Below are 26117 nucleotides of genomic sequence, written 5' to 3' on the forward strand. Positions count from 1 at the left end.
GGTAAGAAAATATAACCAATAAGATTTTCTCGCAAGTCCTGTTTACTGCGGCTAATGTGCGCGCCATGACGGTATGGGAACACCTCGCTCTTCTGAGCTTCGGAGATGGCATCGCGGCAGTATTCATTCTGCTCGCGTGGGCTGCGGCTGGTTATTCGATCGAGCATCCGCCGAGCGGCTGGCCGTCGGTTTCGTCGATGATGGCCGATTACCGTCGGTCTTGGATGGCCGCTTGCGAGCGGCGCGAGAACCGAATTTTCGATGCGCAGATCATCGGCACCTTACGGCAAGGGACCTCGTTCTTTGCCTCGACCTCGATCCTCGCGATCGGTGGTCTGATGGCGCTGATCGGCAACGTCGATCCGCTGCGCGGTGTGGCGGTCGAGTTGATCGCGGAGGACGCGCCGGTCTTTGTCTGGCAGATCAAGCTGATCCTTGTGGGCTTTTTCCTGACCACAGCCTTCCTGAAATTCGTCTGGTCGCACCGCCTGTTCGGCTACTGCGCCGTGGTCATGGGATCGCTTGGCGCACCCGGAGCCGAGGGCGGTCGCCGCGCTGCATTGCGTGCCGCTGACCTGAACATCCGCGCGTCGATCAACTTCACCCGCGGTCTGCGGTCGATGTATTTCGCGCTGGGCGCTTTGGGCTGGCTGTTCGGCGCGGTGGCGCTGTTTCTGGCCACCGTCGCGGTGCTCTATCTGCTCTTGTCGCGCGAGTTTTACTCGGCTCCGCGCGACATCCTGATGCGCGATTAACGGCGCCCTTCACGGAGCCACGCGCCGAGGATTAGCAATCCTGCAAGCATCAGGAAAAGCCAAGCGGGCACAAGCGGCGTGACCGACAGCGAGGTCGTGCGATATGCGCCGCGCGGTGTGATGCCGAGCCAGTTGCTGCCCGCTGCCAGACGCCCTGCATCTACGGCGCGGATGTTGAACGGACCGTCCGACATTTCCAACGTGCCGCCGCCGGTGGCGGCTTGGATGGGTTCGATCACTTCGTCGGTCGCGATGGTCTGCTCGAACTCTTTCGGTGCGGCAGGGCCGACACCGACGACGGCGGTCAGGTCGCCTTCGCTCAGACGGTAAAGACCCATCTGTTTTGCATCGTACTCCAGTTCATAACGGCCCGGATCGGTCTGGTTCAGCGTCAGTGTCTCGACAGTGCCGTCAGGTTTGGTGATCGTCACGCTACCCACGCCCTCGGTCAGGGTGCGGCGAATGATGTGGAGCGTCTGGCCGGAAACGTCGGCCCAGAGTGCTTCTTCTTCCAGCTCGGGTTCCTTCATCATCCAGTGCGCAAGGCGGCGCAACAGTTCGAGCTGCGGGCCGCCGCCCTCATAGCCGCGATCCCAGAGCCACGAATGGTCGGATGCGATCAGCGCCACGCGGCCCTCGCCTTCGCGGCCAAGCATGAGCAGCGGGCGGTCATTGATGCCCGACATGACAACGGTGCTGTTCTTGGCCGCATTCACGTCGATCTGGCGCAGCCAACGGCCCCACGGCGTGTCGGTGTCAGTGCCGCCCGCGAACTGTTCGAGGCCCTCGGTCACAGGATGGCGTTCGCCAATGTCGGTCACGTTGGGCAGATACGGCTCCTCGACGACGCGGCTTGTCGGCACACCAGGGAGGATATCGCCAAGGCCGGAGCGGAAAATACTGTCCGCGCTGCCGTATTCGGGGCCTGCGGAGACCAGCAGCGCGCCGCCGTTCAGCACGTAATTCGTGATGTTGTTGAAGTAGCTATTCGGCAGGATGCCGCGACGGCGGTAGCGGTCAAAGATGATGAGGTCGAACTCCTCGATCTTCTCCTGGAACAGCTCGCGGGTCGGGAAGGCGATCAGCGACATCTCGTCCACCGGCACGCCGTCCTGCTTTTCTGGCGGGCGGAGAATGGTGAAGTGTACGAGGTCCACCGCACTGTCGGATTTCAGCAGGTTGCGCCATGTGCGCTCGCCCGGATGCGGTTCGCCCGACACGAGGAGGACGCGGAGGCGGTCTCGCACGCCGTTCATCTGGATGACGGCGGCATTGTTGCGGTCGGTCAGTTCGCCGTCAACGGTCGGCGTACGGAATTCGAGCACGTTCATCCCGCCGTGAGGCAGGGTGATCGGCAGGTCGATGGACTGACCGAGTGGGATTTCGAATTCGAGCGGCTCTTGTCCGTCAATGGAAATCGTCAGCGGTGCAAAGGCCGCTGCGGGCGCGCGGCCTTGATCCTCGACCATCAGGGTCAGCGTCACGGGCTCGCCAATGATGGCGAAGGCAGGCGCATTGCTGACCACGAGGCGGCGGTCCCAGTCGTCAGGCTCGCCCGATTGCAGCAGGTGCACCGGCGCGGGAACGTCTGGCGCCATCTCCATGTCGTGAATGCGTCCGTCCGACAGGAAGAATACACCCGCGACACGGCTCATCGGCTCTTCGGCAAGCGCGGCGGTCAGGGCGGTCATCGCTTCGGTACCAGCGTCTCCCTCGGCATCGCCAACGATGACTTCGCGCAGTTCAGTGTTCGGCAGGCGGGCGATGCGGTTGCGGAGTGTCTCCAGCGCCTCGGTCGTCTGGTCCGGGCGGGTGGAGACCTGCTGGCTTGCGCTGCGGTCGATCACGGCGATGACGATGTCCGAAAGTTCTTGCCGTTCCTCGCTCTGGTAAGCGGGGTTGGCAATGGCGATGAGGAGGGCAATCGCGCCAAGCGCACGCAGCCACCAGCCCGCCATGCGGCGCCAGACAGTCAGGCCGACCGTCAACACGGCAAGCGCCAGAATAGCCCAGAAAACGGGCCACGCGATCAGGGGGGCGAAGACGATATTACCGGTCATCACTGCCCCAATCGGTCGAGTAGATCAGGCACGTGGACCTGATCGGATTTGTAGTTACCCGTCAGCACATTCATCACGAGGTTGATGCCGAAACGGTAGGAAATCTCGCGCTGCTGCTGCCCTGCGGAGCCGCGACCGACGGGGTAAATCGGCTGGCCATAGTCATTTGCTGCCCAAGCCGCAGCCCAATCGTTGCCGCCGATGACGACGGGCGTGACGCCGTCGTTGAGATTGCGGAACGGCATCCCTTCGATCTGCTGGGCGGCGGGGTCCGACGCCTCGGCCCAGATCTGCCCGTTATAGCGACCCGGGAAATCCTGAAGCAGATAGAACGTGCGGGTCAGGATGTGGTCTGCAGGTACGGGCTCCAGCGGAGGAATATCGAGCCCCGCCGCAATTGTTTGCAGCTTGCGCCCCTCGGCGGTGGTGTTGCCATAGGTTGCACGGTCAGCGTCGCGGGTGTCGAAAAGGATCATGCCGCCCGTCGCGAGATAGCGGTTAAGCTTAGCGTAAGCCTCGGCGCTGGGCAGTGGTTGGTCCGCATTCACGGGCCAATAGAGCAACGGAAAGACGGACAGCTCGTCGGTTTCCAGATCGACGCCCATGGGGCGGCCGGGTTCGACGGAGGTGCGGCGGAAAAGCATATCGGACAGGCCGTAAAGTCCTTGGTGAGCCATCTCGTCCAGACCGTCATCGCCTGTCAGAACGTGGGCAAGCACGACTTCGGAGGCGGCGCGGATCAGGTCGTCGTCCTGCGCCTGCGAAGGGTGCGGCTGGAGGATGAGCAGCGCGATCAATACTGTCGCCGCATGGCGCAGACGCCCCGTCAGGCCGAGGGTGCCGATGACGTCGAGGGTCAGCAGAACCAGCGCGGAGACTAGGAACCAAGCGGACAAGTCACGCTCCTCTGCCGCTTGGGGGCGTTCGATGTCGGTGCCGGCCGGCCAGTTGGCGGCGGTCAGTCTCTGGTCGGCAGTGATGGTGTTCACTGCAAGCAGGCGATCCTGACCACGATAAAGGCCAGGCGGCAGATCGGGGCCGACTTTGCCCGTGGCGACGATCTCGCCCTCATAGGCAACGGTTTCATCCTCGCGCGCCAAGCAGCCGTCAGCCAGCAGGCGTTGGTCGAGTGACCAGATCGTGCCCTCGAACTCCGCTGCATCGGGCGCGGCGGGGCGGACGGCGATGGCGAGCCGTTCAAGCATCGCGGGGAACAGGCCCGAGAGCGGCAAGGTCGACCATTCGGCGTTCGCAGTGACGTGGAACAGAACGATCTGGCCTGCGCCGCTTTCCTTGCGGGTGACGAGCGGGGTGCCGTCGGCAAGCTCGGCGATGACGCGGTCGGCGAGCGTCGGGTCGGGCTGGGCGACGACTTGGGTGGACACGGTGACGTCGCCAGGGATTTGCAGGCCGACGAACGGCGAGCCGTCCTTGAACGGGGCTAGCGCCTTCGGTTCTCCCCAGCTCATCGTGCCGCCGACCGTACGGCCGCCGGTCCGGAGGCGAACGGGCAGCAGGTCGTCTTCGCCCGTGCGGCTGATGTCGGAACTGGCGAGGCGTGGACCGGCAAAACGCACCAGCATCCCGCCGTCATCAACCCAGGCGGACAGCGCCTCGGCCTCTTGCTGGGGCAGGGCGGCGGTGTCGGTCAGGATGATGATGTCAGGGTTGGCAGGGATCGCATCGGCGAGCGGGACTTCGATCAGTTCGGCATTCGGGGCAAGCGCTTCGCGCAGATAGTGGAGCGGCGAAAGCAGTTGCAGACCCTCCTGCGATGCGCCGGCGGGGATCAGTGCAATCTCGCGGCGTTTAAGACTGTCGTCGGTGAGCGACACAGCGCCTGCGGTGGGCTGGCCGACGATTTCGAAACGGGTCAGACGGTTGCGAATTTCGGGAGGCAGCTCGAAGGTGAGCCTCGCGGTCAATGCGCCTTCGGGGAAGGTCAAAGGCTGGCGGGATAGCTCTCGCTCTACTCCCGCCGGATCGCGCCCGATTGCGGCGATGGTCACAGGGTCTTCGGTCGGCAGGGAGCGCAGCACATCGAGACGGATCGCGCCATCATCAAAGCGGGCGGGATGCAGGCCGTACACGGGGCGCAGGCGTTCGAAAACGGTGACAGCGCCGTGGTCATCAAGGTCGGCGATCACGCTGCGGCTCGGGCGGCCGAGGCCATCGGACAGCCAGTAGGTGTCGAAATCGCTATCCAGCGCGGCGACCCATTCGGTCACTTCTGTATCGTCCGGCAGCCAAGCATTAGGGCGAATCGCACCGATCATACGCTCGGCGGCTTCGGCGCTTTGGAAAACGGGGCCGTCGGCGGGCAGGTCGGTGAGCGACGCGACTGCAATGGTGCGACCCTGACGACCGGCGTTGGCGACGAGCGCCTCGATACGTGACATGCGGGCGGTCCAGTCGTTCGCCTCCGCCCAGCTACCATCGGTGAGGATCAGGAGCGGACCGCTGCCCTGTTCGCGGTTTTCGGGGTTCAGGACTGGGCCAGCGAAACCAACGATAATCGCGGCGAGTGCCATCATCCGCAGCAGCAGGAGCCACCACGGCGTGCGGTCGGTCTGCACGCTGTCGTCGTTCAGTCCGAGCAGCAGAGCAACGCCGGGAAAACGGCGGCGGATCGGTGCGGGCGGGATGGCGCGGAGCAGTATGATCAGCAGCGGCAGCGCAATCGCTGCAAGCAGAAGCCATGGTTGGGCAAAGCCAAGAGGACCGATCTGGAACATCAGCGCTTGCGCTCCAACGCGCCGAAAAGCCACAAAAGGGCGCTCATTGCGCTCTGCATCGTGTGGTGGGTGTGGAATTGCCAACCGGCGGTACGGGCCAGATGGGCGAGGCGGTCTTTGCGCTCTGCCAGACGTTCGAGGTATTCGGCCTTCAGGTCACGGGCGCGGAGTGTTTCGTGTTTCAGATTGCCGCCCATCGATTCAAAGATCGTGCGACCGTCGAAGGGAAACTCTTCTTCCTGCGGGTCGAGGATCTGCAACAGCGCGCCGCCGACACCGCGATCTGCGGCACGGAGCAGGGCGTCCTCCACCCCCGACAGATCGCCGAGGAAATCCGAAATGAACAGCGCGCGCGAGTGCGGCAGCATCCCGTCCGTGGCGGGCGAGCCGTATTCGGTCGTCTCGTCCTCGGCCAGAATGCTCGCCATTTGTTCGATCTGCTGGGCTCCGCGGCGGGGCGGCAGGCGCAGCCCCGTGAGGCCCACACGTTCACCACCGCGCACCATCAGGATCGACGTCGCCAGAGCGAGGACGCGGGCGCGGTGGCCCTTGGTCTCGCCCGATTTCAGCGACGTGAATCCCATCGACGCACTACGGTCGATCCAGAGCAGCACCGACTGCGCGATCTGCCATTCCTTATCTTGCACGAAGGTGGAATCGGAGCGGGCCGAGCGGCGCCAGTCGATCAGGCGCGCTTCGTCGTGGTCCTGCGCGGGGCGGTATTGCCAGAATGTATCGCCAAGCCCTGCACGGCGCCGACCGTGTTCCCCGAGGATCACGGTGGTCGCCAGATGCTCTGCCTCGGCGAGAAGCGTCGGCATGGGGGAGGCTAGGTGTTCGGCCTCCGCTCGCAGGGCCAGCGGATCGGTCACGCAGCAACTCCGGTGCGGGTGACGGAGCGAGCGACGGTGTCGATGATGGCGGGCAGGCTTTCACCACGCGCACGGGCCGCGAAGGTCAGCGCCATGCGGTGCGACAGGACAGGCTCGGCCATGGCCAGCACGTCCTCGGGCGAGGGCGACAGGCGGCCGTTCATCAGCGCGTGAGCGCGGGCCGTCAGCATCAGCGCCTGAGCCGCACGAGGGCCGGGGCCCCACGAGACGTTCTGGCGAATGGCTTCGGGTGCGTCGGCATCAGGGCGGCAGGAGCGCACGAGGTCGAGGATCATATCAACGATGGCCTCACCGACAGGCATCCGGCGCAGGAGCGCCTGCGCGGCAAGAAGTTCGTCAGCGGTAAAGACAGCGTGGGCCTCGTCCTCTTCGACGCCGGTCGTTGCCAGCAGGATATCACGCTCCGCATCGCGGGTGGGATAGGGGACATCGATGGAAAGCAGAAAACGGTCGAGCTGCGCTTCGGGCAGCGGGTAGGTGCCTTCCTGTTCGAGCGGGTTCTGGGTTGCCAGAACGTGGAAAGGGCGACCAAGCGGGCGGTGCTCGCCTGCAATCGTCACCTCGCGTTCCTGCATCGCTTGCAAAAGGGCGGACTGGGTGCGCGGCGAGGCACGATTGATCTCGTCCGCCATCAGAAGCTGGCAGAAAATCGGACCGGGAACGAAGCGGAACGCGCGGGTGCTGTCGGCAGCGGTTTCCAGCACCTCGGAGCCAAGAATATCCGCAGGCATCAGGTCCGGCGTGAACTGGACGCGGTTTTCGTCCAGCCCCATCACGGTCGAAAGCGTCTGCACAAGGCGCGTTTTACCCAGCCCCGGAAGGCCGATCAGCAGTGCGTGGCCGCCCGAGATAAGGGAAGCGAGGACGAGGTCGACAACGCGGTCCTGTCCGATGAAGCGTCTGGCGATACTTTCCCGCGCTTGCCCCAGTTTCTGTCCCAGAGATTCAATCTCTGCCACCAGATCGGCGGGTGCAGCCATGACAATGCTCCTTATGACCTATATCTATCAGTGAACCAGATAACAGACCGGCTCCCAATCGGAAAAGCATGATGACACAAAAGATTGTGACACCTTCGGCAGATAACATAGCGGCCTCGGCCAAGGCTGCCTCCAAAAAGGGGCCGCCACCTGTCGATAAATGGAACCCGCCTTTTTGCGGCGACATCGATATGCGTATCGCGCGTGATGGAACGTGGTTCTATCTCGGCACGCCCATCGGCAGGCAGCCGCTGGTGAATTTGTTCGCGTCGATCATCCGCAAGGACGGCGACGACTACTTTCTTGTTACGCCGGTCGAGAAGGTGGGGATCAAAGTCGACGATGCGCCCTTCGTCGCCGTCGATTTCGAGCCCGAAGACGACGGCCTGCGTTTCGTGACCAACGTCGGTGACAGCGTGGTCGCGGGGCCAGAGCATCCGATCCGTGTTGTCCGCGACGAGGACGGTGAGCCGTCGCCTTACATCCTGATCCGCCGTAACCTCGAAGCGCTGATCGACCGCAAGTCGTTCTACCGCCTCGTCGATCTGGGTGAAGAGCAGAACGGCATGTTCGGCGTCAGCTCCGGCGGGACGTTTTTCCCGATCATTCCTGCGGCAGAACTCAGGGACTAAATGAAAACCTGCGCCAACCTTTCGCTGCTCTTCCCCGAAGCGGGTGGCCTTCTGGAGCGTATCGACGCTGCGGGCAAGGCGGGCTTTACTGCGGTCGAAGTCCAGTTTCCCTACGACGATCCGGCGAACGACATCCTGTCGCGCTTGGCCAAGTACGACATGCAGCTCATCACGATGAACTGCCCGCCGCCGAACTATACTGGCGGCGAGCGGGGCTGGGCCGCCGTGCCTGCCTTGCAGGACCGCTTCCGCCGCGATTTTCCCCGCGCGCTGCGCTTTGCCAAGGCGCTGGGCGTGACCCGAATGCACATCATGTCCGGCAGCGCCGAGGGCGCAGAGGCGCGGCAGACCTACGTCGAGAACCTGCGCTGGGCGGCAGAGCAAGCCCCGCATATGTCACTGCTGATCGAGCCGATCAACCAAACCTCGATGCCTGGCTATTTCCTAAGTGATTTCGACGAAGCCGTCCGCATTCTCGACGAGGTCGCCGCCCCAAACCTGTCTCTGCTGTTCGACAGCTTCCACGCCGCGATGATGGAGGGCGATATTGTGAAGGTCTGGGACCGTGTCGGTCACCGCGTGACCCACGTTCAGATCGGCGGCGCGCCGCACAGGCATGAGCCGGAAAATCACGAAGCGTTTTTCGACCGCCTCCGCGCAGACGGATATGGCGGCTATGTCAGTGGAGAGTACAACCCCAGCGGCCTGACGACTGATGGCCTCTCATGGGTGAAAGCTGCAACTTGAGGTCGCCGTTCGGTATTCCGGTACCGTTCCGAAAGGAAACGCAGGTCTACAATCCGTTCCAAAACGCAACAATCGGAGCGGACGTTTCCCCGCGACGACACAAAATGCCGCAAATGGCTGAAAAACGGCGTTCCTGTTCAATGGAATCTGCGTGGGCTGTCTGTAATAGCCAGCGAAAGCATACCGGAGACCACCATGTCGAAATACGTTCTTACAGTGACCTGCAAATCGACCCGCGGAATCGTCGCGGCCGTTGCCAACTACATGGCGGATAACGGTTGCAACATCACCGACACTGCCCAGTTCGACGACCAGAAAACTGGCAAATTCTTCCTGCGCGCCAGCTTCACCGCCGAAACCGGTATGACCCTCGAAGAGCTGACCAAAGGCTTTGAGGCCACCGGCGCCGAATTCGACATGGACTACGATTTCTTCGTCGACGGTGCGAAGACCAAAGTCGTCATCATGGTCTCCCGTTTCGGCCACTGCCTGAACGACCTGCTGTACCGCTGGAAAATCGGCGGCCTGCCGATCGACATCGTGGCTGTGATCTCGAACCACATGGACTACCAGAAGGTCGTCGTGAACAACGACATCCCGTTCCACTGCATCAAAGTCACCAAAGAGAACAAGCCGCAGGCCGAAGCCCAGATCATGCAGGTGGTCGAGGATTCGGGCGCAGAGCTGATCGTCCTCGCGCGCTACATGCAGATCCTTTCGGATGCGATGTGCCAGAAGATGTCCGGCCGCATCATCAACATCCACCACTCGTTCCTGCCGTCGTTCAAGGGCGCGAACCCCTACAAGCAGGCGTTCGAGAAGGGCGTGAAGCTGATCGGTGCGACCTCGCACTACGTGACCGCCGACCTCGACGAAGGTCCGATCATCGAACAGGATGTTGTACGCGTTACCCACGCCCAGTCGCCGGAAGACTACGTCTCGCTCGGCCGCGATGTCGAAGCGCAGGTCCTCTCCCGCGCGATTCAGGCGCACGTCCAGCGCCGCGTGTTCCTTAATGGCGACAAAACCGTCGTCTTCCCGGCAAGCCCGGGCGGCTACGCATCCGAGCGTATGGGCTAATAAACGAAGGGCGGGGATTTCCCCGCCCTTTTCAGTTCTTCCGACCGATCAAAAACAGCGCCGCTTTCTTGCCCGGCTGCCAGTCATGGATAATCTCCAGTCCGGCCTTGCGGTACATTGCCCGCATTTCGTGCTTGGTTCGCGCGTAAGGCGTCAGCCCCAGCCATGGCCAGCGCAGGAACGGCAGCAGGATCTTCATCCCCACGCCCATATCCGCAACACATGCGGTTGAACTGATCAGCACGCCGCCCGGTTTCAGCTTGGAAGAAGCCTCGGCGATGATGTCCTGCGGATTATGCACGAGATGTAGAATGCTGTGGCAGAGAAACGCATCAAACTGACCGTCCAGAACCTCCATCGAGCCCACGCGGAAATCGGCATTCGTCAGCCCTGCGGCTTCGGCCTTCCGCCGTGCAATGGCGATCATGTTCTCGGCGAAGTCGGACGCCACGATCTCCCGAACATGCGGCGCGATGAAGATCGCGGTCGATCCGGTGCCGCAGCCAAGTTCGCCGACGCGGGTGTTCTGGTCGACATACTCCAACGTCTTGGCCAGCTTCGCCTGATAGGACGCCTCGTCCGCGATCGGCGACTTGGCATAGCGCTCGGCCATCCAGTTCCAGAATTTCGGTGTCTTCGCCGTCATGCCTTAAACCTTCCAGATCAATTCGCGCTCTATTCACTTTGATAAAAATACCTTGGGGGTGAATGCCCAGAGGGCAGAGGGGGCAAAGCCCCATAAAACCCCCAACGAAACAAGGGCCCCGAAGGGCCCCTGCTGTAAAGTCCGAATTGCGTGACTTACATCTGGCCGATGGTCCAGAAGAACGTCTCGCCCGAGCTGTCATCGACGCCGTCGTTGTCGGTCGACACCCAAGTCGTGCCGTCCTCGAAAATCGCCAGACCCTCGATCTTGTCGACAACGTAGCCGCCGTTTGCAGCCAGATCGGGGATCAGGTCGCGGACGACTTCTTTGCTGACAACCGGCAGTTCGTTGCCGAGCGCTGCGGCGACCATTTCCGCAGCAGGCACGCGGACGATCTGTTTGATCGCGGCAGCTTCACCGATCTGGTTATCACGCTCGATCAGGTAGACGTAGTCGCCGTGCGCGGTGATTTCCGACAGGCCGACCCAACCGTTTTCGGCTTGGTCTTTCTGGAACGAAACGGCGCCCCATTCTTCGCTATCGGTGTTGTAGGCCACGAGCTTGACGACGTTTTCGGCGTCATCGGCCCATTCGCGCTGAACGGCCATCCACAGGGTGTCGCCAATCATGGTGACGCCTTCGAAGCCGTAGCGCTTCTCGACTGCCAGCAGTTCTGCGGGCAGCGAGATTTCTTCTTCGATCTCGCCGTCTGCGTTGATGTGGTAGATGCCATGCGGAACCATGCGGTCGGTACGGCCTTCGGACGCGACCCAAAAGCCACCTTCACCGTCGAGCGTGATGCCTTCCATGTCCAGCTTCTGCGCCGGATAGCCGCCACGGGTGACGGGCAGCGCCGATATGATGCGGGCCGGGGTCTGATTGGTGTCGATGGTAAAGATGGTCGGCTGGTAGCTGTAGAAGCTGTCGTTGACCGCATAGACCATGCCGTCTTCGCCCGCGACCATGCCCGAGATCGCGCCCCAACCGATCAACTCGTCTGCACCTTCCGAGGTCAGCTGCGGGTAGGCAGCCGGAGCGCCTTGCAGTTCGTAGACCATGACGTGAGCGCGTGCGCCGCCCTCTTCGGTCAGGTCGGTCTCGTTCGCGGTAACGAGCAGGTTGCGCGACGGGATTGCGATCGCGCCTTCCGGCGAAATGCCCGACGGGAGCAGGTTCTTGAGGACCGGAGCCGCCGGATCGGTCACGTCGTAGACGCCGACCATCGAGGAACGCTCGGACAGGATGAACAGGTACGGGGTGTCGCCGAAGACAGCGAATTCCATGCCTTCGGGTTCGTTACCCTTGGCGTCCGAACGCTTGTCCGGATAGTGGCCGGCCTGAATGATGGCTTCTTCGAACGAGGTGCCGGCCTCGTAAACGACGGTGCCATCCTTGTTGAAGATAGTGAAGCCACGCGAGCCGCCGTCCATGTCGCCTTCGTTGGCGATGGCAAAGTGGTTGTCGTCGATCCACTGGAGGCCGTCGGGTTCACGCAGGCGGCCCATCTGGCTTTCGGTGAAGATCAGCGCGCCGCGCTCGTCGGTGGCGTCGATGTTTTCCAGATCGACCGAACCGGCGGAGAACTGGTTCATGACTTCGCCGTCGGCGCCGATGACGACGATAGCGTTGTTTTCTTGCAGGGTGACAGCGATCTCGCCGAGGCTGTTCACGTCAACGAATTCCGGCTCCGGATCTTCCGGTGCGATCTCGGTCAGACCCGAGACGTCGATTTTCATCAGGCTGTCGCAGACGATGGCTTCGTCTTCGACCATGACCTTGACCATGTAACCGCCCGGAGCCTGACCGACGCGGCCATCGCCGAGGTCTTCGTCACGCTCGTTTTCGATCGCGACAGCAACGAACGATCCGTCCTTTGCGACAGCGGTCGAATCCGGCTGGCCACCGAGGTCACACTCACTGGTGATTTCGCCCGAAGCGAGGTCGATGGACACCAGCTTGCCCGACGGCGCGGTGTAGCTTTCCGAGGTGTTCACGCCAGCAAACGCGGTGTTGCCGATGACCGAAACTGCGGTCGGTTCACCGTCGACAGCCACGTTGCCCTTGGGCTGCGGGTTCTTCGGGTCGGTGATGTCGATCATGCCGATCACACCGAGCGGGCTGTCGGAATAGACGATGGTCATGCCGTCTGCGGAGGCAGAAATGATCTCGGCCGAGGTTTCCTGCGACATGTCTTCGCCTTCGGCCATGTTATGCGGCGTGGCGAACGAAGAAATGCGGTTGAAGTTCATCTCGGCCATGGCGCTGCCTGCAGTCAGAGCGAGGATCGAGGTCAGGCAGACGGTCTTGATGGTCATGCTACTCTCTGGGTCAAATGGACAGTGGCACGGAGGTGGCCGCAAGACGTGACAGCTGCGTGAGAGTTGGATGACACAATTGTAAAAAGAAAAGCCCCCACACGCAGGGCGGGCGGGGGCCTTTGTTCGGTTAGGTCTGCGCTCAGACGTTGGTGCAGATGTACTTCAGTTCGAGGTAATCCTCGATACCGTGGTGGCTGCCTTCGCGGCCAAGGCCGGACTGCTTCACACCGCCGAACGGGGCGACTTCGGTCGAGATGATGCCGGTGTTCACGCCCACGATGCCGTACTCCAGCGCTTCCTGAACCTTGATCACGCGGCTGAGGTCTTTGGCGTAGAAGTAGGAGGCGAGGCCGAAGATAGTGTCGTTCGCCATCTCGATAACCTCGTCTTCGTCCTTGAAGCGGAAGAGCGGCGCGAACGGGCCGAAAGTTTCTTCGCGGGCGACCTTCATGTCCTGCGTCGCGTCGCAGATGATGGTCGGCAGGAAGAACTGGCCGCCCTCTGGAGCCATTTCGCCGCCCGTCAGAACCTTGCCGCCCTTCGAGAGCGCATCGGCGAGGTGGTCTTTGACCTTGTCGATGGCCTTGGGTTCGATCAGCGGGCCAAGGTCGGTGCCTTCGCTCAGGCCGTCACCGACTTTCAGCGCCTCGACGGCTTCTTTCAGCTTCGCGCTGAAGGCATCGTATACGCCGTCCTGTACGTAGATGCGATTCGCACAAACGCAGGTCTGGCCGTTGTTGCGGAATTTACAGGCGATGGCGCCTTTGACCGCTTCGTCGATGTCGGCGTCGTCAAAAACGATGAACGGCGCGTTGCCGCCAAGCTCCATCGAGCACTTCATGACCTGATCGGCAGCCTGACGCAGCAGGATGCGGCCAACTTCGGTCGAGCCGGTGAATGTCAGTTTGCGTACCTTCGGGTTTTCGCAGAACTCTTTACCCACGCCCGAGGCGTCTTCGGAAGTCACGACCGAGAACACACCTGCGGGGATGCCTGCTTCTTCGCCGAGCTTGGCCATCGCCAGCGCCGACAGCGGCGTCTGCGAGGCGGGACGGATGACGAACGAACACCCAGCGGCGAGGGCAGGCGCGACCTTGCGGGCGATCATCGCGTTGGGGAAGTTCCACGGCGTGATGCCTGCGGCAACGCCGATGGGCTGCTTGATGACGGTGATGCGTTTGTCGGCCATGTGACCGGGGATGGTTTCGCCGTAAACGCGCTTTGCCTCTTCACCGAACCATTCGACGAACGACGCGCCGTATGCGATCTCGCCGCGGCTTTCAGCCAGCGGTTTGCCCTGTTCGGCGGTCATGATGATGGCGAGGTCTTCTTGGTTGGCCATCATCAGGTCGAACCATTTGCGCAGGATTTTCGCGCGGTCCTTGCCGGTTTTCTTGGCCCAGTCCTTTTGCGCTTTGTAAGCGGCATCAATGACTTCGCCTGTCTCTTCGCGGGACAGATCGGGGATCTTGGCGATCACGTCGCCACGGGCGGGGTTCACCACGTCGAAAGTGGCGCCATTCCGCGCGTCGACCCATTGACCGTTGATATAAGCCTTGTCCATGACCAGATCAGGATTGGACAACAGGGATTTCAGGTTTGTTGCCGAAGCAGACATGACTTTCTCCGAATAATTTGATCACATTCAACGCAAAGGGACCGCAAAGGTCCAGTGATTACGGTGGAGATATGCCAAATAATCGCGACGACGAATTCGCAAACGGTGCTTACATCGAAGGGGCTGCGGGCTATCCGCCGCGATGGCAGTCCGAAGCGGCAGAATTCCGCAAAACACACGCAAGCCGACTCGATGCGGGCATTCCGTATGGCGAGGGCGAGCGCGAGAAGTTCGACCTCTTTGTTCCTGAAGGCAAGGCAAAGGGCCTCGTCGTGTTCGTGCACGGGGGCTACTGGCTGGCGTTCGATCGTGCCGACTGGTCACATCTGGCAGAGGGGCCTCTGTCAGCAGGCTATGCGGTCGCGATGCCGTCCTACAGCCTCTGCCCGACCGTCCGGATTGCCGACATCACCCGCCAGATCCGCCGCGCGATTACCGTTGCTGCGGCGAAGGTCGATGGCCCGATCTATCTGACGGGCCATTCCGCTGGCGGGCATCTGGTAGCGCGTATGGCCTGCAATGACGAACGGCTGGACTGGCAGGATCGTCTGGCGCGGGTCGTGGCGATTTCTCCTCTGGCCGACCTAGCGCCGCTTCAGGAAACTACTATGAACGAGGATCTGTGCCTCGATCCTGATGAGGCTGCCGCCGAAAGTCCCGTCAGCCACAAACCCGTCTGTCCGGGGCATGTCTGGGTGGGGGCGAATGAAAGGCCCGTGTTCCTTTCGCAAGGGCAAATGCTGGCGGATAAATGGGATGTGCCGATCACGATTGAACCCGATCGGCACCACTTTGACGTCATCGACGGGCTCGCGGATGCGCAGAGCGCCCTTTGCCGGACGCTGCTCGCTTAGGGCAGTTCGACGAACCTTTCGCAGACGTAGTCGAGCTTTGGCGTGTTGCCGAGGGTGTAGGGAAACCCGCCGAATGCGTGTTCCGACACGATCACGACGGCGTTGGCATCACCGATCCCGTTGCTGATATTTGCGGCATCAACGGGGTCGAAAAAGTCCGCCAGCGCTTCTTCGACGCGGGTGCCGTAGCCTGTCGCAACATAATTCGTGTCGATATAGGCACCCGGAAGATCGCGGGTCAGCATCTCCGGACTGTCGGGGCCCTCGGTGTCGAAACAATAACCGAAGAGGTCAGCCTCGCTGTCGAAATGTCCAGCAAATACATGGACTCGCACGGTTCCTTCGGGGCTGGGCTGCGGCAGTTCCGGCTCATCTTCCGGCAGTGCTGCGGGGTCAATCAGTTCCTTGATGATACTCATTACGTTCTCTCCCTTGGTGCAAAGCACCACTCCAGATGGACAGCTAGATCGGTTTATCGTTTGTCCAAGAGGGCTCCCCACCTAGTTATACTACAAAAGAACTTAACACCTTCGTGATATCATACATCAAAACCACACTGCGCGTCAGACTTGCCGTATACATTTGCCCATTGGCATCCGAATGGTATTGGTCCGCAACGTACGACTACGGACAAAACAGAATGAAAGACCTCCGTTTGAAGATTTTTAAGCCGCTGTTTGCCGTTCTGGCCCTGTCACTCGCAGCAGCATGCGCCCCCGAGCCCGAACCCGTCGAAGAACCCCAGCCGCAGAATGTTGTTGTGCCGGGCTATGAGACGATCATCGACAACGGTTACGCGGTTGCTGCGGTCCCGTCGGAATACCTCGACACGCCGAACCGCCGTTTCCTTGTCCAGTATACCGGACCCGCCGAACCCGGTCAGATCGAAGTCGATATCTACGCCAAGTTCCTCTACTGGATCATGGAGGACGGCACCGCATGGCGCTATCCCATTGCCGTTGGCCGTCTTGGCCGTTCGATCCGCACCGACACCGTGATCAAGCGCAAGGTGGAGTGGCCGGGCTGGACCCCGACCGCGAACATGCTCCGCAACGAGCCTGACGTTTACGGCCCCTTCAGCGGCGGCATCCCCGGCGGTCTACGTAGCCCGCTCGGTGCGCGTGCGCTTTACCTCTATCGCGGAGACCGTGACACGTACTTCCGTATCCACGGAACCAACGACCTCGCTTCTATTGGTAACTCCGGTTCCGCAGGCTGTATCCGCATGTTCAATCAGGACATCATCCACCTGTTCGAGCAGGTTCCGCTGGGAACCCGCGTTGTGATGCGCAGCGAGGCCGACTCCATCGACATCGAGGACGAGTACTACAACCGCGGTATGGAAATGCCTGCGCGTCACGTCGACCCCGATGAGATCTACAGCGACGAGGCCATTGCCGCTGACCGTCCGATTGCTGAAATTATCGCCGACGAAATCGCCAACGGCGAACTTCCGGCTGATGCCGAGGTCGAACTTGAAGGCGAACATGCCACTGACGACTCGGCTTGAGTTGAAATGACATCAAAGCGAAAGCCGGAGGAGTAATCCTTCGGCTTTTTATTTTAATGAACCTAATTTCTCACGATCACGCACATTTAACTCACACTTTGGTATAGAAGTCGGGTTCTGAGGAACGTCGAGGTTGAATGTGCGGCTCGTAGAGTCCAGCTTATTGCCGAAGCCAGACGCCAGTGGGAGGCGACCTTTGTACGCAATTCTATTACCTGCCGTCGCATTGGCCGTCGTTGGATGGCTCATCCCGCAGCTCATCGCCAAGTTTCTGCCCGAAGGCCTCAAACCGCTTGCCATCAATGCCGTCATCTCGATCCTCGTAATGATGCTGATCGGCATCTGTTTTTTCATCGGCCTCTACGTGATCCAAGGTTTCCCGATTTTCGAGCTGCTCGACGCGGGCTTCACGGCCGTGCTTGAACACTTCGTCCCGCTCGCCGCGATTTCCGCGCTGCTGTGGGGGCCGGTCCTGGTGCTCTCGATCGCGAATTTGCCCCGACACTGGAGCAAGGTGGTCTGGTAAGGGCCGGTGCGGTTCATCGTCTTTCTCGCGGGCTTCGGCCTGATCCTGTCAGCGTTCTACCTCGTTGTTTCCGTCTATTCGCGGTCCGTCAGACGCGAGAAGCTCGAAAAATCGTGGGATGCGACCAATCTCGGGGGTGATCCCAACGCGCGGGAAGCCTATATCGCCGAGAACATGACCCGCTATGAACGCAGTTTTCGTAAAAAGCTGATCCTGCTGGTCTATATTATTCCAGCCGTCACCGTGGCGGTGATTTATTTTGTGACGAACTGAGGTCGATATGTCTTTCCGGATGATTTTCCGCGCTGTGCTCGTGGTGCTCTTGCTGCCGTTTTTCGACTACGTGCTTCCGCAGCACGACATCGCGCGCATCACGGGGACGGAAGTCATCCGTCAGGACTTCAGCCGCTGGAACAGAATGTTCTACGCCCAGCCTGAAAGCGGTAACGCCGACCTCGGCTCGCGGGACGTGCTGTTCATTAATACGGTGCGCCGCCCGACCTATCTGTTCGGCCTTATCCGCGGTTCCGAAGCGAACGACATCATGATCTATCGCAACGAGGACACAGGCTGGATCTGGCCGCCGTACTTCAAATTCGACAGCCGCGATCTGCAAGGCGAGGCGCAGGAATACACATCGACCTCCGCCAATCCGCAGTGGGTCGTCATCACCAAATACGGCTGGCGCAACCGCTTCCTGACCACGTTCCCGAATGCCGTGCGGATCAAGCCTGTCGATGGCCCTGACGTGACCATCATTCCGTGGTTCAACATCATCTTCTTTATCGCGCTGGCGATCTTCATACTGTTCACCCGCCGCGTCTGGTTCCAGTTCCGCGAACGTGTGATGGACCCTGCGCTGGGCCGCGCAGGCAATGGTGTGGACCGTATGGAAGCGGGCATCGCAGAGCGGAAATCGCGCTTCAACCGCTGGCGCAATCGCAAGTAATCAGGCGGGCTGGATCGCGTTCGTCTGGAACTGACGCCGGAACTGCGCTGGCGTCATCTTGTGGTAGGACAGGAACAACCTGTGAAAGTGGCTGAGGTTCGGGATACCGCAATCGGCGGCAATCTCGGCGAGGCTGTCGCCCGAACCCGTCAGCATTCGCGCGGCGTGCTGCATCCGGATTTCGTTAATGTATTCCGAAGGGCTCTGCCCGAGGAAATGACGCGCCGTACGGCTGACATGCGCATGGGCGCGGCCTGTGACACGAACAAAACCAGCAGCACCGTCGCGGAAAATCGCGGGTTCTTTGGCGGCGTTGCAGGCGCGCATCAGCCAGTCGGGCGCTTCTGAGGGCAGCGGAACCTGCTCTGCCATCAACGATGAAAGCAGCGGCAGCAGGAATGCTTCAGCGGCGAGCGACGAAGCGGACTGACGCTCCATCAACATCGCGGCGCGGTTCAGATCGGCCATCTGGCGGCTATCACGCAACACGCGGATAGGACGGGGCGCATTGGCCCAGAAGAACCGCCCGTTTAATTCGGGATGTCGCGACAGCAGGCTGGCGATCAGATCGGCGGAAAAGCTCACCGAAACGGCCATCGCCTCTTCACCGCGTCCCTGAAGGGCGTGAATATGCTGCGGCTGCACGAAAAGCAGCGAACCTTCCAGCAGATCCTCGTGACGGTCCTCGAGGTGGTGGCGCAGCTTGCCGTTCTGGACCCAGATCAATTCGTAGAAATCGTGTTGATGCAAGCTCTTGGGCTTCCGCTTGGACAGCAGAGCCCGCGAAAGCGCCCAATGTCCGCCCGCCGGAAGGACAGCGTCAGATTTGAGTAGCAGCACCGACATGCGTACATCCTAACCACAAAGATCGATATTCATGTGAACCTATTTGCCGCAGTGCCGCAATAGATGGTTTGAATGGATGACGTTGCCAGCAAACCGCGTTAAATAGCGGCAGAATGCACTAGGAGGACGCTGCGCATGACTTTCGACCGCTCTATCAAGATCGCTCCGTCGATTCTTTCCGCCGACTTCGCCAACTTTGGTCAGGAAATCCGCGCGATCGAGGATCAGGGCGCCGATTGGGTCCACGTCGATGTTATGGACGGGCACTTCGTGCCGAACCTGACCTTCGGCCCGCCCGCGGTTAAAGCGTTCCGTCCGCACGTCAAAACCTTCATGGATGTGCACCTGATGATCTCGCCGATCGATCAGTACATCGAGGCATATGCCGAAGCCGGTGCCGACATGATCACGGCCCACATCGAGGCAGGTCCGCACATCCACCGCACCGTTCAGGCGATCCGCGTGCAGGGCGTTAAGGCTGGCGTTGCGCTGAACCCCGGTACCCGCGCTGAAGAAGTCGAGTATCTGCTAGACAGCATCGACATGGTGCTCGTGATGACCGTAAACCCGGGTTTTGGCGGTCAGAAGTTCATCCAGAACGGCGTCGAGAAGGTCCGCAAAGTGCGCGAGATGATCGGCGACCGTCCGGTCCATATTCAGGTCGACGGCGGCGTCGATACCAACACCGCTCCGCTCGTCGCGGCTGCCGGTGCGGACTCGCTGGTGGCTGGTTCGGCTGTGTTCAAAGGCGGTTCGGTCGACAAGCCCGACGTCTACGGCGCGAACATCAAGGCAATCCGCGAAGCAGCGCAGTCCGCGCTCTGATCTGCACGCAATCTGCACATCTTCCGCAGTCCGGCTACGCGGCCGGACTGACACCTGTAGGCTCAACTACAGGAGACGAATGATGAAGCAGATCGTGGTAAATGGTGTCCCGCAGAGCCTTTTGCGGGACGGATGGTGGCTCGACGAACATGCGAAAGCCTTTCGCAGCGGAGCCGCCAAGGGTAGCGTGAGCCAGACCAAACCTGCCGAAGCCACCGACAAATGACCCGAACCATCCTGATCGCCGACGACGATGCCAACATTCGCGATATCCTGAGGATCGCGCTGAGGCAGGCGGACTTTGCGGTGATCGAAGCCGAGGACGGCGCGCAGGCGCTGGAACTGGCGCAGACGGCGAAACCTGATCTCTTGATCCTCGACATTGGAATGCCGGAAATGGACGGCCTCGACGTGTGCCGCCAGCTGCGCAAGTCATCGGACGTGCCGGTTTTATTCCTCACCGCACGCTCTGACGAGATCGACCGGATTGTGGGGCTGGAGCTTGGCGCCGACGATTATGTGGCCAAACCGTTTTCCCCGCGCGAGCTGGTCGCCCGCGTGAAAGTCATCTTGAAGCGTACCGTGACCGCACCCGCCAAGCCGAGCGGGTTGCGTCGCGGTGTTCTGACCCTCGATCCAGAACGGCACGTTTGCCATGTCCGCGAAACGGAGGTCGACCTAACCGCGCGTGAGCAGGACATCCTGATGCATCTGATTGCCCGTCCCGAGCATGTGGTCCCGCGCCCTGCATTGGTGGACCAGGTGTATGGCACAAACATTCACGTCAGCGACCGGACGCTCGACAGCCACCTGCGGAACCTGCGCAAGAAGCTTGCCGATGCGGGCTGCCCCGATGCTATCGACACAGTGCACGGCGTTGGGCTGAGGATGGGTCAATGTCGCGGCCATTAGGGGCGAAGTGGCGCCCGTCGCTCGGCCTCGTTGTTGCAGTCGTGCTTGGCGCTGTTCTGGGGCTGGCATTCGGCGGCATCGTGGCAGTCCGTTACCTCTGGCCGTACCTCGGCTACCGCGAGGCTGTTTTCGCCGTGTTCGCTGTGGTCTTCGTCGCGACCATTGCGCTCGGCTGGGGATTGGTGCGGCTGGTCTTGCGCCCCGTGTCTTTGCTGGCGGCACGCTCAGGGGCGATCAAACGGTCGGAAGAGGGGTCGCTCGACCCGTTGCCCCATTACGGGACCAGCGAATTTCAGATGCTTGGCCAATCCATGCTGGAGATGGGCCGCGTGCTGCAAAACCGCGAGGCTGTCGTGCGGTCTTATGCCGACCACGTAACGCACGAGATGCGCTCTCCGCTCACCGTATTGCGCGGCGCGGCGGAGCTCCTAGACAGTGACCTCCCGCACGATGAACGCCGCCGCCTTGTGGAGCGGATCGGGCAGGCGACCGACCGGATGATGGCGCTCCTCGAAGCGCAGCGTGATTTGGCCCGCGCGCAAGAGCCCATGCCAGCGGGGCAGACAGTGCTCGCCGATCTGGTCGAAGAATGGCACGTCGCTTATCCCGACCTCGATATCGCGATGAAGGGCGATGCGACGATCCCGCTCGGCAAGGATGCCGTCCGGCTCGTGATCCAGCATCTGCTAGCCAACGCTGCGGTCCATGGCGCGCGCAGGGTGACGCTGGAGTGCAACGGGCAAAAGGTCATCGTCACGGACGACGGGCGCGGGATCTCTGCTGGTAATCGCGACCGGATTTTCGAGCCATTCTTTACCACGCGGCGCAGTACTGGCGGCACTGGCATGGGCCTGCCGATTGTGCGCCGGATGCTTGAGGCGCACGGCGGCTCTATCGCGCTGCTGCCGACCGATGAGGGCACTGCGTTCGAGATACGTTTCTGATGCTGCGACGATTTGTCGACCCACCCAGCCGTTTTTTGGGAACAGAAACCCGCTCGAAATGCGTTGATAACGAAGACCGACTACTTTGTGCATTTTCTTGCCAAGCCGGATAACATTTTTGTGGTTCCGAGACGCAGCTGTCATATTTCGAAGGTATCGAGGCGGCAACGTTATCGGGATCGAGGCACGTTATTATGGATATTCAGTCCCAGAGTTTTTCGAGGGCCCCGTTCATTGTTCCGCCCGAAGTCGTGGCCGATTTGCAAGCGATGGCTCGCACGCCGAAATCCGACCGAAAGCCGAAGCACCAGCCAGGTAAGCGTTACTTCCCGACGATCTTCATCTCCGACCTGCACCTTGGCGCCCGTAGCTGCCGTGCAGAGGAATTGCTCGCATTCCTTCAGTCCCACGTTGCGGACACGATCTACCTTGTCGGCGATATTTTTGACATCTGGCGCCCGATCGGGTCGCGCTGGACCAAGACACACCACGACATTTTCCGCCTTTTGCTGGATCGCGCCAAAAGCGGTGTGCGTCTGGTCTATACTCCCGGCAATCACGACGAATTCTTTCGCAACTATTTTGGCACCTATTTCGAGTGCGTCGAAGTTGCCGATTACGTCTATCACACCGCATCCGACGGCTCGCGCTACCTCGTAATCCACGGCGATTGCTGTGACGAGTTCGAGCAGCGCGCCCCGCTTTTGTCAAAGCTCGGCGCCCATTGCGAAGGCGTGCTGCGCGGCGCACAGGATTGCTTCAACTGGGTTGCTTCGGGTTTCGGGATGAAGCGCGAATGGAACGGCATCAACTGGTGCCTGAACCGCATCAACAACATGCTGCGCGCGCAGGATAACTTTCAGTTCCGCCTGACCGATCTGGCCAAAGAACACGAAGTCGACGGGATCATCTGCGGCCACTTCCATCAAGCAGCGCTGCACTCGGATCATGGCGTCGTTTATGCCAACTGCGGCGACTGGACGGAAAATTGTACGGCTCTGGCTGAAACCAGTAGCGGTGGTTTGATGTTGGTAGACTGGGCGGCCCACGGTGCCACTGCGCCAGTACCCGCCGCTGAAGACGAACCAGTGTCTGTGCGAGCTTGAGTCATGAACGGAATTGAAATCATTGCCTCCGCGATCCTCGGCACCTCCGGCGCCCTCCAGATTGTGACGTCCGGCGCTGCTGCTTACGCGATGAAGGCAAAACGCAAGAAGAGCATCATCTCGGGCACCCCGAGCGTATCGGTCCTGCGCCCTGTCTGCGGGCTAGAGAACAACATTGAGGCGACGCTGCGCACCACGTTCGAAACAACGTGGCACGGGAAGGTCGAGCTGCTGTTCTGTGTCGACCGCGAAGACGATCCCATCGTTCCGGTGGTGCGTGGCCTGATCTCCGAATACCCCTCTGTCGAAGCGCGTCTGCTTGTGGGTAGGGACCATGTTTCGGGCAATCCCAAGCTGAACAATCTTGTGAAAGGCTGGAAAGAAGCGAAGCACGAATTCGTCCTAATGGCGGATAGCAACGTCCTGCTTCCGGCTGACTATATCGAGCGTCTGTTTGCGCGCTGGGATGACGAAACCGGCCTCGTGACCTCGCCGCCCGTTGGCGTTGATGCGACGAATATGTGGGGCTCGCTGGAATGCGGTTTCCTCAACACCTATCAGGGTCGTTGGCAGCTGAGTTCTGACACTTTCGAGAACGGCTACGCGCAGGGCAAAATGTTGTTCTGGCGCAAGGACATCCTCGACGCTGCGGGTGGACCCGAAGCGCTGGGTGCAGAGATGGCCGAAGATGTGGCCTCCACCAAAGTTGTCCGTGCCGCCGGCAAGAAAGTTCGCTTGCTCAACCAGTTGATGCCACAGCCGATCGGCGAGCGGGATTTCAAATCGGTCTGGAGCCGTCAGGTCCGCTGGGCCAAGGTGCGCCGCATGGGCTTTCCGGCTGTGTTCTGCGCCGAAATTCTGGCGGGCGTCGGACTGCCGATGCTCATGACCCTGATCCTGACTCTGACGGGTCTCCTTTCGTGGTGGTGGCTGCTCGCCGTACCCGCGCTGTGGTTCGGCACCGAATATGCCGTCGCCAGCCTCGCAGGATGGCCGCGGAGTTTGCGTGACGTCGCCTCGTGGGTTATCCGCGACGCCATGCTGCCCTTGATCTGGGTGAGCGCATGGAGAGGCAACAGCTTCGAATGGCGTGGCAATGCAATGGACGCCAGCGAGGTGACGGCGAAAGCCCGAGGCTAACTTATGGACTTGAATACACTCCAGCAGCTCGTGCAGGCGCACGGCCTGTGGCTGCTGGTTCCCGCGTCGATCGTCGAGGGACCGATCGTCACTGTCATTGCGTCATACATGGCGAGTCTCGGTCTGCTGAACATCTACGCGGTCTACGTGATCTGCGTGCTCGGCGATCTGCTCGGCGACACGATCCTGTATTGCATCGGTCGGTTCGCGCCAAAAACGCTGCCAGGTCGGTGGCAAGTGCGCCTCGGCTTGAGCCGTAGCCGCCGCAAGAGCCTGCGGGGCCATTACCACGACAAAGGCGGCAAGACCCTGATGATCGGCAAGCTGACCCATGCTGCCAGCGCGCCCGTTCTGGTCGCTGCGGGGGCCGCCAAGATGAACTATCTCAGCTTCATCGGCTGGAACACGCTCGCCACGCTGCCAAAGACTTTGGTTTTCACGATCGTTGGCTATGTATTCGGGTACGCCTACGTGAAGATCGACCACTACATTTTCCGCGGGTCGCTCATCCTGCTCGGCCTCATGCTGGTCGTCGGAGGCATCTGGTACTATCGCCGTCGCAATCGGGCGGCAAACGAAGAGGAAAACGAAGTTTGACCGTCAAGATCAGCTGCATCATCCCCGCCTACAACGAAGAAGCCCGCATCGGCCACGTGCTCGACACTGTTGTCGGGCATCCGCTGGTGGACGAGGTCATTGTTGTGGATGACGGCTCTTCGGACGGGACGGCTGACGTGGTTGCGGGGCGCGAAGGTGTGACCTTCATCAAGATGGAGCGCAATCGCGGTAAAACGTGGGCCGTGACGGAGGGTATCGAGGCGGCCAAGGGATCGCATCTGCTGCTGGTGGACGCTGACCTGCTGGGCTTAGAGGCGTGGCACCTGACGGCGCTCATCTCCCCGATTGTGTACGATCAGGCGGATGTGTCGATCAGCCTGCGCAAGAACGCTCCGAAAATCTGGCATCGGATCGGGATCGACTACATCAGCGGGGAGCGCGTTATCGAACGCGAGCTGTTGGCCTCGAAGATTGCCGAGCTGCGCAAGCTGCCCAAGTTCGGGCTAGAGGTATTCATGAACCGTCTGCTGATGGACCGTGACGCGCGTATTGCCGTCGTGCAATGGCCCGAAGTTGTCAGCCCCTTCAAAAACGCAAAGGTCGGCTGGATGCGGGGGCTGACGGCGGATGTCAAAATGATCACCGATATGTGCCGCAGTGTGCCCCCGTGGGGGCTGGCGTCGCAGATCTACAAAATGCGCCGCCAGCGGGTGAATGTGCCGAATCAGGCCTGAAGCTGAATGCGCTCCAGCGCTTTCTTGATCGCCGGACGGGCGTTGAAACGTTCGATATAGGCGTGGACGTTGGTGAACTGATCGAAATCGGTCACCTCTTTGGCGCCGTAGAAATCGAGCGCTTCCAGCCACGGCACGAGCGCCATATCCGCAATCGAATACTCGCCCGCGATCCACTCCTGACCTTCGAGCTGGGTATTGACCACGTTCAGCAGACGCTTGGCTTCGTTGATGTAGCGGTCGCGCGCGGTCGGGTCTTCCATCTTGGAGCCGGCGTATTTGTAGAAAAAGCCAAGCTGCCCGAACATCGGACCCACACCCGCCATCTGGAACATCAGCCACTGGATCACGGTATAGCGCTCGTGCGCGTTGCGACCGATGAACTTGCCGCTTTTGTCCGCGAGGTAAATCAGGATCGCACCGCTTTCGAACAGGCCGAGCGGCTCACCATCGGGGCCGTTCGGATCAATGATCGCGGGAATTTTGTTGTTCGGGCTGAGAGAGAGAAACTCGGAGCTCTTCACATCCGTGTCGCTGAGCGAAACCTGATGGTATTCGTACTCCAGACCCATCTCTTCGAGCGCGAACGGGATCTTTTTGCCGTTCGGGGTCGGGAAGGCGTAGAGCTGAATGAGCTCGGGGTTCTGGGCGGGCCAGCGTTTGTTGATTTCGAAAGTCGATAAATCGGCCATGAGAGCCTCCTGAAATTATTCTCTCAATAACTAGGCATATCCTGTGCGATATGAAGG

General features: G+C 60.9%; 27 protein-coding genes. 17 read left to right on the forward strand and 10 right to left on the reverse strand.

Annotated elements, in window-relative coordinates:
• Nucleotides 1-65: 65 nt before the first annotated feature.
• On the forward strand, nt 66-755 hold the full coding sequence (locus HCZ30_RS00840; protein WP_167635869.1) for a DUF599 domain-containing protein: 690 nt from the start codon (nt 66-68) through the stop codon (nt 753-755).
• On the opposite strand, the gene HCZ30_RS00845 is transcribed toward HCZ30_RS00840, so the two are convergent.
• The 4 genes from HCZ30_RS00845 to HCZ30_RS00860 are packed head-to-tail and all read right to left on the reverse strand — an operon-like array spanning nt 752 to nt 7423.
• Nucleotides 752-2815, reverse strand: a complete 2064-nt coding sequence (locus HCZ30_RS00845) for a hypothetical protein (RefSeq protein ID WP_167635870.1) — start codon at nt 2813-2815, stop codon at nt 752-754. The two genes, HCZ30_RS00840 and HCZ30_RS00845, sit on opposite strands and share 4 nt — an antisense overlap.
• Entirely contained in the window at nt 2815-5550 is a 2736-nt protein-coding gene (locus HCZ30_RS00850) for a DUF4159 domain-containing protein (protein ID WP_167635871.1), read from the reverse strand. Before HCZ30_RS00850 ends, HCZ30_RS00845 begins: the two co-directional genes overlap by 1 nt.
• Nucleotides 5550-6422 carry a DUF58 domain-containing protein gene (locus HCZ30_RS00855; protein ID WP_167635872.1) on the reverse strand — a complete coding sequence of 291 codons (873 nt, stop codon included), beginning with the start codon at nt 6420-6422 and terminating at the stop codon, nt 5550-5552. The genes HCZ30_RS00850 and HCZ30_RS00855 overlap by 1 nt, the downstream gene beginning before the upstream one ends.
• Complete coding sequence (locus HCZ30_RS00860) at nt 6419-7423, reverse strand: AAA family ATPase (protein ID WP_167635873.1); 1005 nt, start codon at nt 7421-7423, stop codon at nt 6419-6421. The genes HCZ30_RS00855 and HCZ30_RS00860 overlap by 4 nt, the downstream gene beginning before the upstream one ends.
• 68 nt (nt 7424-7491) lie before the next feature.
• On the opposite strand from HCZ30_RS00860, the gene HCZ30_RS00865 reads away from it, so the two are divergent.
• The 3 genes from HCZ30_RS00865 to purU all read left to right on the forward strand — a co-directional run bounded on the left by HCZ30_RS00865 (nt 7492) and on the right by purU (nt 9882).
• Nucleotides 7492-8055, forward strand: coding sequence for a DUF1285 domain-containing protein (locus tag HCZ30_RS00865; RefSeq protein WP_167635874.1), 564 nt, complete (start codon nt 7492-7494; stop codon nt 8053-8055).
• Nucleotides 8056-8802: a hydroxypyruvate isomerase family protein gene (locus tag HCZ30_RS00870; protein ID WP_167635875.1), complete on the forward strand. Its 747-nt coding sequence runs from the start codon at nt 8056-8058 to the stop codon at nt 8800-8802. It abuts the gene before it with no gap.
• A gap of 195 nt (nt 8803-8997) precedes the next feature.
• Nucleotides 8998-9882 (forward strand): formyltetrahydrofolate deformylase, encoded by an 885-nt coding sequence (gene purU / locus HCZ30_RS00875; RefSeq protein ID WP_167635876.1) that lies wholly within the window; start codon nt 8998-9000, stop codon nt 9880-9882.
• A 31-nt stretch (nt 9883-9913) separates the two neighbouring features.
• Here the strand turns inward: purU and HCZ30_RS00880 are convergent, their stop codons facing one another.
• The 3 genes from HCZ30_RS00880 to HCZ30_RS00890 all read right to left on the reverse strand — a co-directional run bounded on the left by HCZ30_RS00880 (nt 9914) and on the right by HCZ30_RS00890 (nt 14464).
• Nucleotides 9914-10528, reverse strand: a complete 615-nt coding sequence (locus HCZ30_RS00880; RefSeq protein ID WP_167635877.1) for a class I SAM-dependent methyltransferase — start codon at nt 10526-10528, stop codon at nt 9914-9916.
• Between the two features lie 155 nt (nt 10529-10683).
• Nucleotides 10684-12843, reverse strand: a complete 2160-nt coding sequence (locus HCZ30_RS00885; protein WP_167635878.1) for an esterase-like activity of phytase family protein — start codon at nt 12841-12843, stop codon at nt 10684-10686.
• Nucleotides 12844-12985: 142 nt separating this feature from the next.
• Nucleotides 12986-14464 (reverse strand): NAD-dependent succinate-semialdehyde dehydrogenase, encoded by a 1479-nt coding sequence (locus HCZ30_RS00890; RefSeq protein ID WP_167635879.1) that lies wholly within the window; start codon nt 14462-14464, stop codon nt 12986-12988.
• 71 nt (nt 14465-14535) lie between these two features.
• Between HCZ30_RS00890 and HCZ30_RS00895 the strand changes: the two genes are divergently transcribed.
• Nucleotides 14536-15318 carry an alpha/beta hydrolase gene (locus tag HCZ30_RS00895; protein WP_167635880.1) on the forward strand — a complete coding sequence of 261 codons (783 nt, stop codon included), beginning with the start codon at nt 14536-14538 and terminating at the stop codon, nt 15316-15318.
• Here HCZ30_RS00895 and HCZ30_RS00900 read toward each other — a convergent pair.
• Entirely contained in the window at nt 15315-15737 is a 423-nt protein-coding gene (locus HCZ30_RS00900; protein ID WP_167635881.1) for a hypothetical protein, read from the reverse strand. The genes HCZ30_RS00895 and HCZ30_RS00900 overlap by 4 nt on opposite strands.
• A 221-nt stretch (nt 15738-15958) precedes the next feature.
• Here HCZ30_RS00900 and HCZ30_RS00905 point away from each other — a divergent pair, with 221 nt between their 5' ends.
• The 4 genes from HCZ30_RS00905 (at nt 15959) to HCZ30_RS00920 (ending at nt 18303) form a co-directional block, all read left to right on the forward strand.
• Nucleotides 15959-16828, forward strand: a complete 870-nt coding sequence (locus HCZ30_RS00905) for a L,D-transpeptidase (RefSeq protein WP_167635882.1) — start codon at nt 15959-15961, stop codon at nt 16826-16828.
• Between the two features lie 196 nt (nt 16829-17024).
• Nucleotides 17025-17354, forward strand: coding sequence for a hypothetical protein (locus HCZ30_RS00910; protein WP_167635883.1), 330 nt, complete (start codon nt 17025-17027; stop codon nt 17352-17354).
• A 6-nt stretch (nt 17355-17360) separates the two neighbouring features.
• On the forward strand, nt 17361-17627 hold the full coding sequence (locus HCZ30_RS00915) for a hypothetical protein (protein ID WP_167635884.1): 267 nt from the start codon (nt 17361-17363) through the stop codon (nt 17625-17627).
• Nucleotides 17628-17634: 7 nt separating this feature from the next.
• Entirely contained in the window at nt 17635-18303 is a 669-nt protein-coding gene (locus HCZ30_RS00920; RefSeq protein ID WP_167635885.1) for a DUF1523 family protein, read from the forward strand.
• On the opposite strand, the gene HCZ30_RS00925 is transcribed toward HCZ30_RS00920, so the two are convergent.
• Nucleotides 18304-19149, reverse strand: a complete 846-nt coding sequence (locus tag HCZ30_RS00925) for an AraC family transcriptional regulator (RefSeq protein ID WP_167635886.1) — start codon at nt 19147-19149, stop codon at nt 18304-18306. It abuts the gene before it with no gap.
• 135 nt (nt 19150-19284) lie between these two features.
• Here HCZ30_RS00925 and rpe point away from each other — a divergent pair, with 135 nt between their 5' ends.
• From rpe to HCZ30_RS00965, 8 genes are all read left to right on the forward strand, one after another.
• Nucleotides 19285-19974, forward strand: coding sequence for a ribulose-phosphate 3-epimerase (gene rpe / locus HCZ30_RS00930; RefSeq protein ID WP_167635887.1), 690 nt, complete (start codon nt 19285-19287; stop codon nt 19972-19974).
• Nucleotides 19975-20056: 82 nt separating this feature from the next.
• Nucleotides 20057-20200: a hypothetical protein gene (locus tag HCZ30_RS00935; protein ID WP_167635888.1), complete on the forward strand. Its 144-nt coding sequence runs from the start codon at nt 20057-20059 to the stop codon at nt 20198-20200.
• Nucleotides 20197-20886, forward strand: coding sequence for a response regulator transcription factor (locus HCZ30_RS00940; RefSeq protein ID WP_167635889.1), 690 nt, complete (start codon nt 20197-20199; stop codon nt 20884-20886). The genes HCZ30_RS00935 and HCZ30_RS00940 overlap by 4 nt, the downstream gene beginning before the upstream one ends.
• Nucleotides 20871-21830: a sensor histidine kinase gene (locus HCZ30_RS00945; RefSeq protein WP_167635890.1), complete on the forward strand. Its 960-nt coding sequence runs from the start codon at nt 20871-20873 to the stop codon at nt 21828-21830. Before HCZ30_RS00940 ends, HCZ30_RS00945 begins: the two co-directional genes overlap by 16 nt.
• Nucleotides 21831-22024: 194 nt before the next feature.
• Nucleotides 22025-22936 (forward strand): UDP-2,3-diacylglucosamine diphosphatase, encoded by a 912-nt coding sequence (locus tag HCZ30_RS00950; protein WP_167635891.1) that lies wholly within the window; start codon nt 22025-22027, stop codon nt 22934-22936.
• A 3-nt stretch (nt 22937-22939) separates the two neighbouring features.
• Nucleotides 22940-24076: a ceramide glucosyltransferase gene (locus HCZ30_RS00955; RefSeq protein WP_167635892.1), complete on the forward strand. Its 1137-nt coding sequence runs from the start codon at nt 22940-22942 to the stop codon at nt 24074-24076.
• Nucleotides 24077-24079: 3 nt separating this feature from the next.
• Nucleotides 24080-24673 carry a DedA family protein gene (locus HCZ30_RS00960; RefSeq protein WP_167635893.1) on the forward strand — a complete coding sequence of 198 codons (594 nt, stop codon included), beginning with the start codon at nt 24080-24082 and terminating at the stop codon, nt 24671-24673.
• Entirely contained in the window at nt 24670-25368 is a 699-nt protein-coding gene (locus HCZ30_RS00965) for a glycosyltransferase family 2 protein (RefSeq protein ID WP_167635894.1), read from the forward strand. The genes HCZ30_RS00960 and HCZ30_RS00965 overlap by 4 nt, the downstream gene beginning before the upstream one ends.
• Here HCZ30_RS00965 and HCZ30_RS00970 read toward each other — a convergent pair.
• A complete protein-coding gene (locus HCZ30_RS00970; RefSeq protein ID WP_167635895.1) occupies nt 25359-26060 on the reverse strand; it encodes a glutathione S-transferase family protein in 702 nt (233 codons plus the stop codon). The two genes, HCZ30_RS00965 and HCZ30_RS00970, sit on opposite strands and share 10 nt — an antisense overlap.
• Nucleotides 26061-26117: the final 57 nt, after the last annotated feature.

Origin of the sequence: Marivivens donghaensis, from assembly GCF_011806565.1 — a bacterium.
In the GTDB taxonomy this organism is placed as follows: domain Bacteria; phylum Pseudomonadota; class Alphaproteobacteria; order Rhodobacterales; family Rhodobacteraceae; genus Marivivens; species Marivivens donghaensis_A.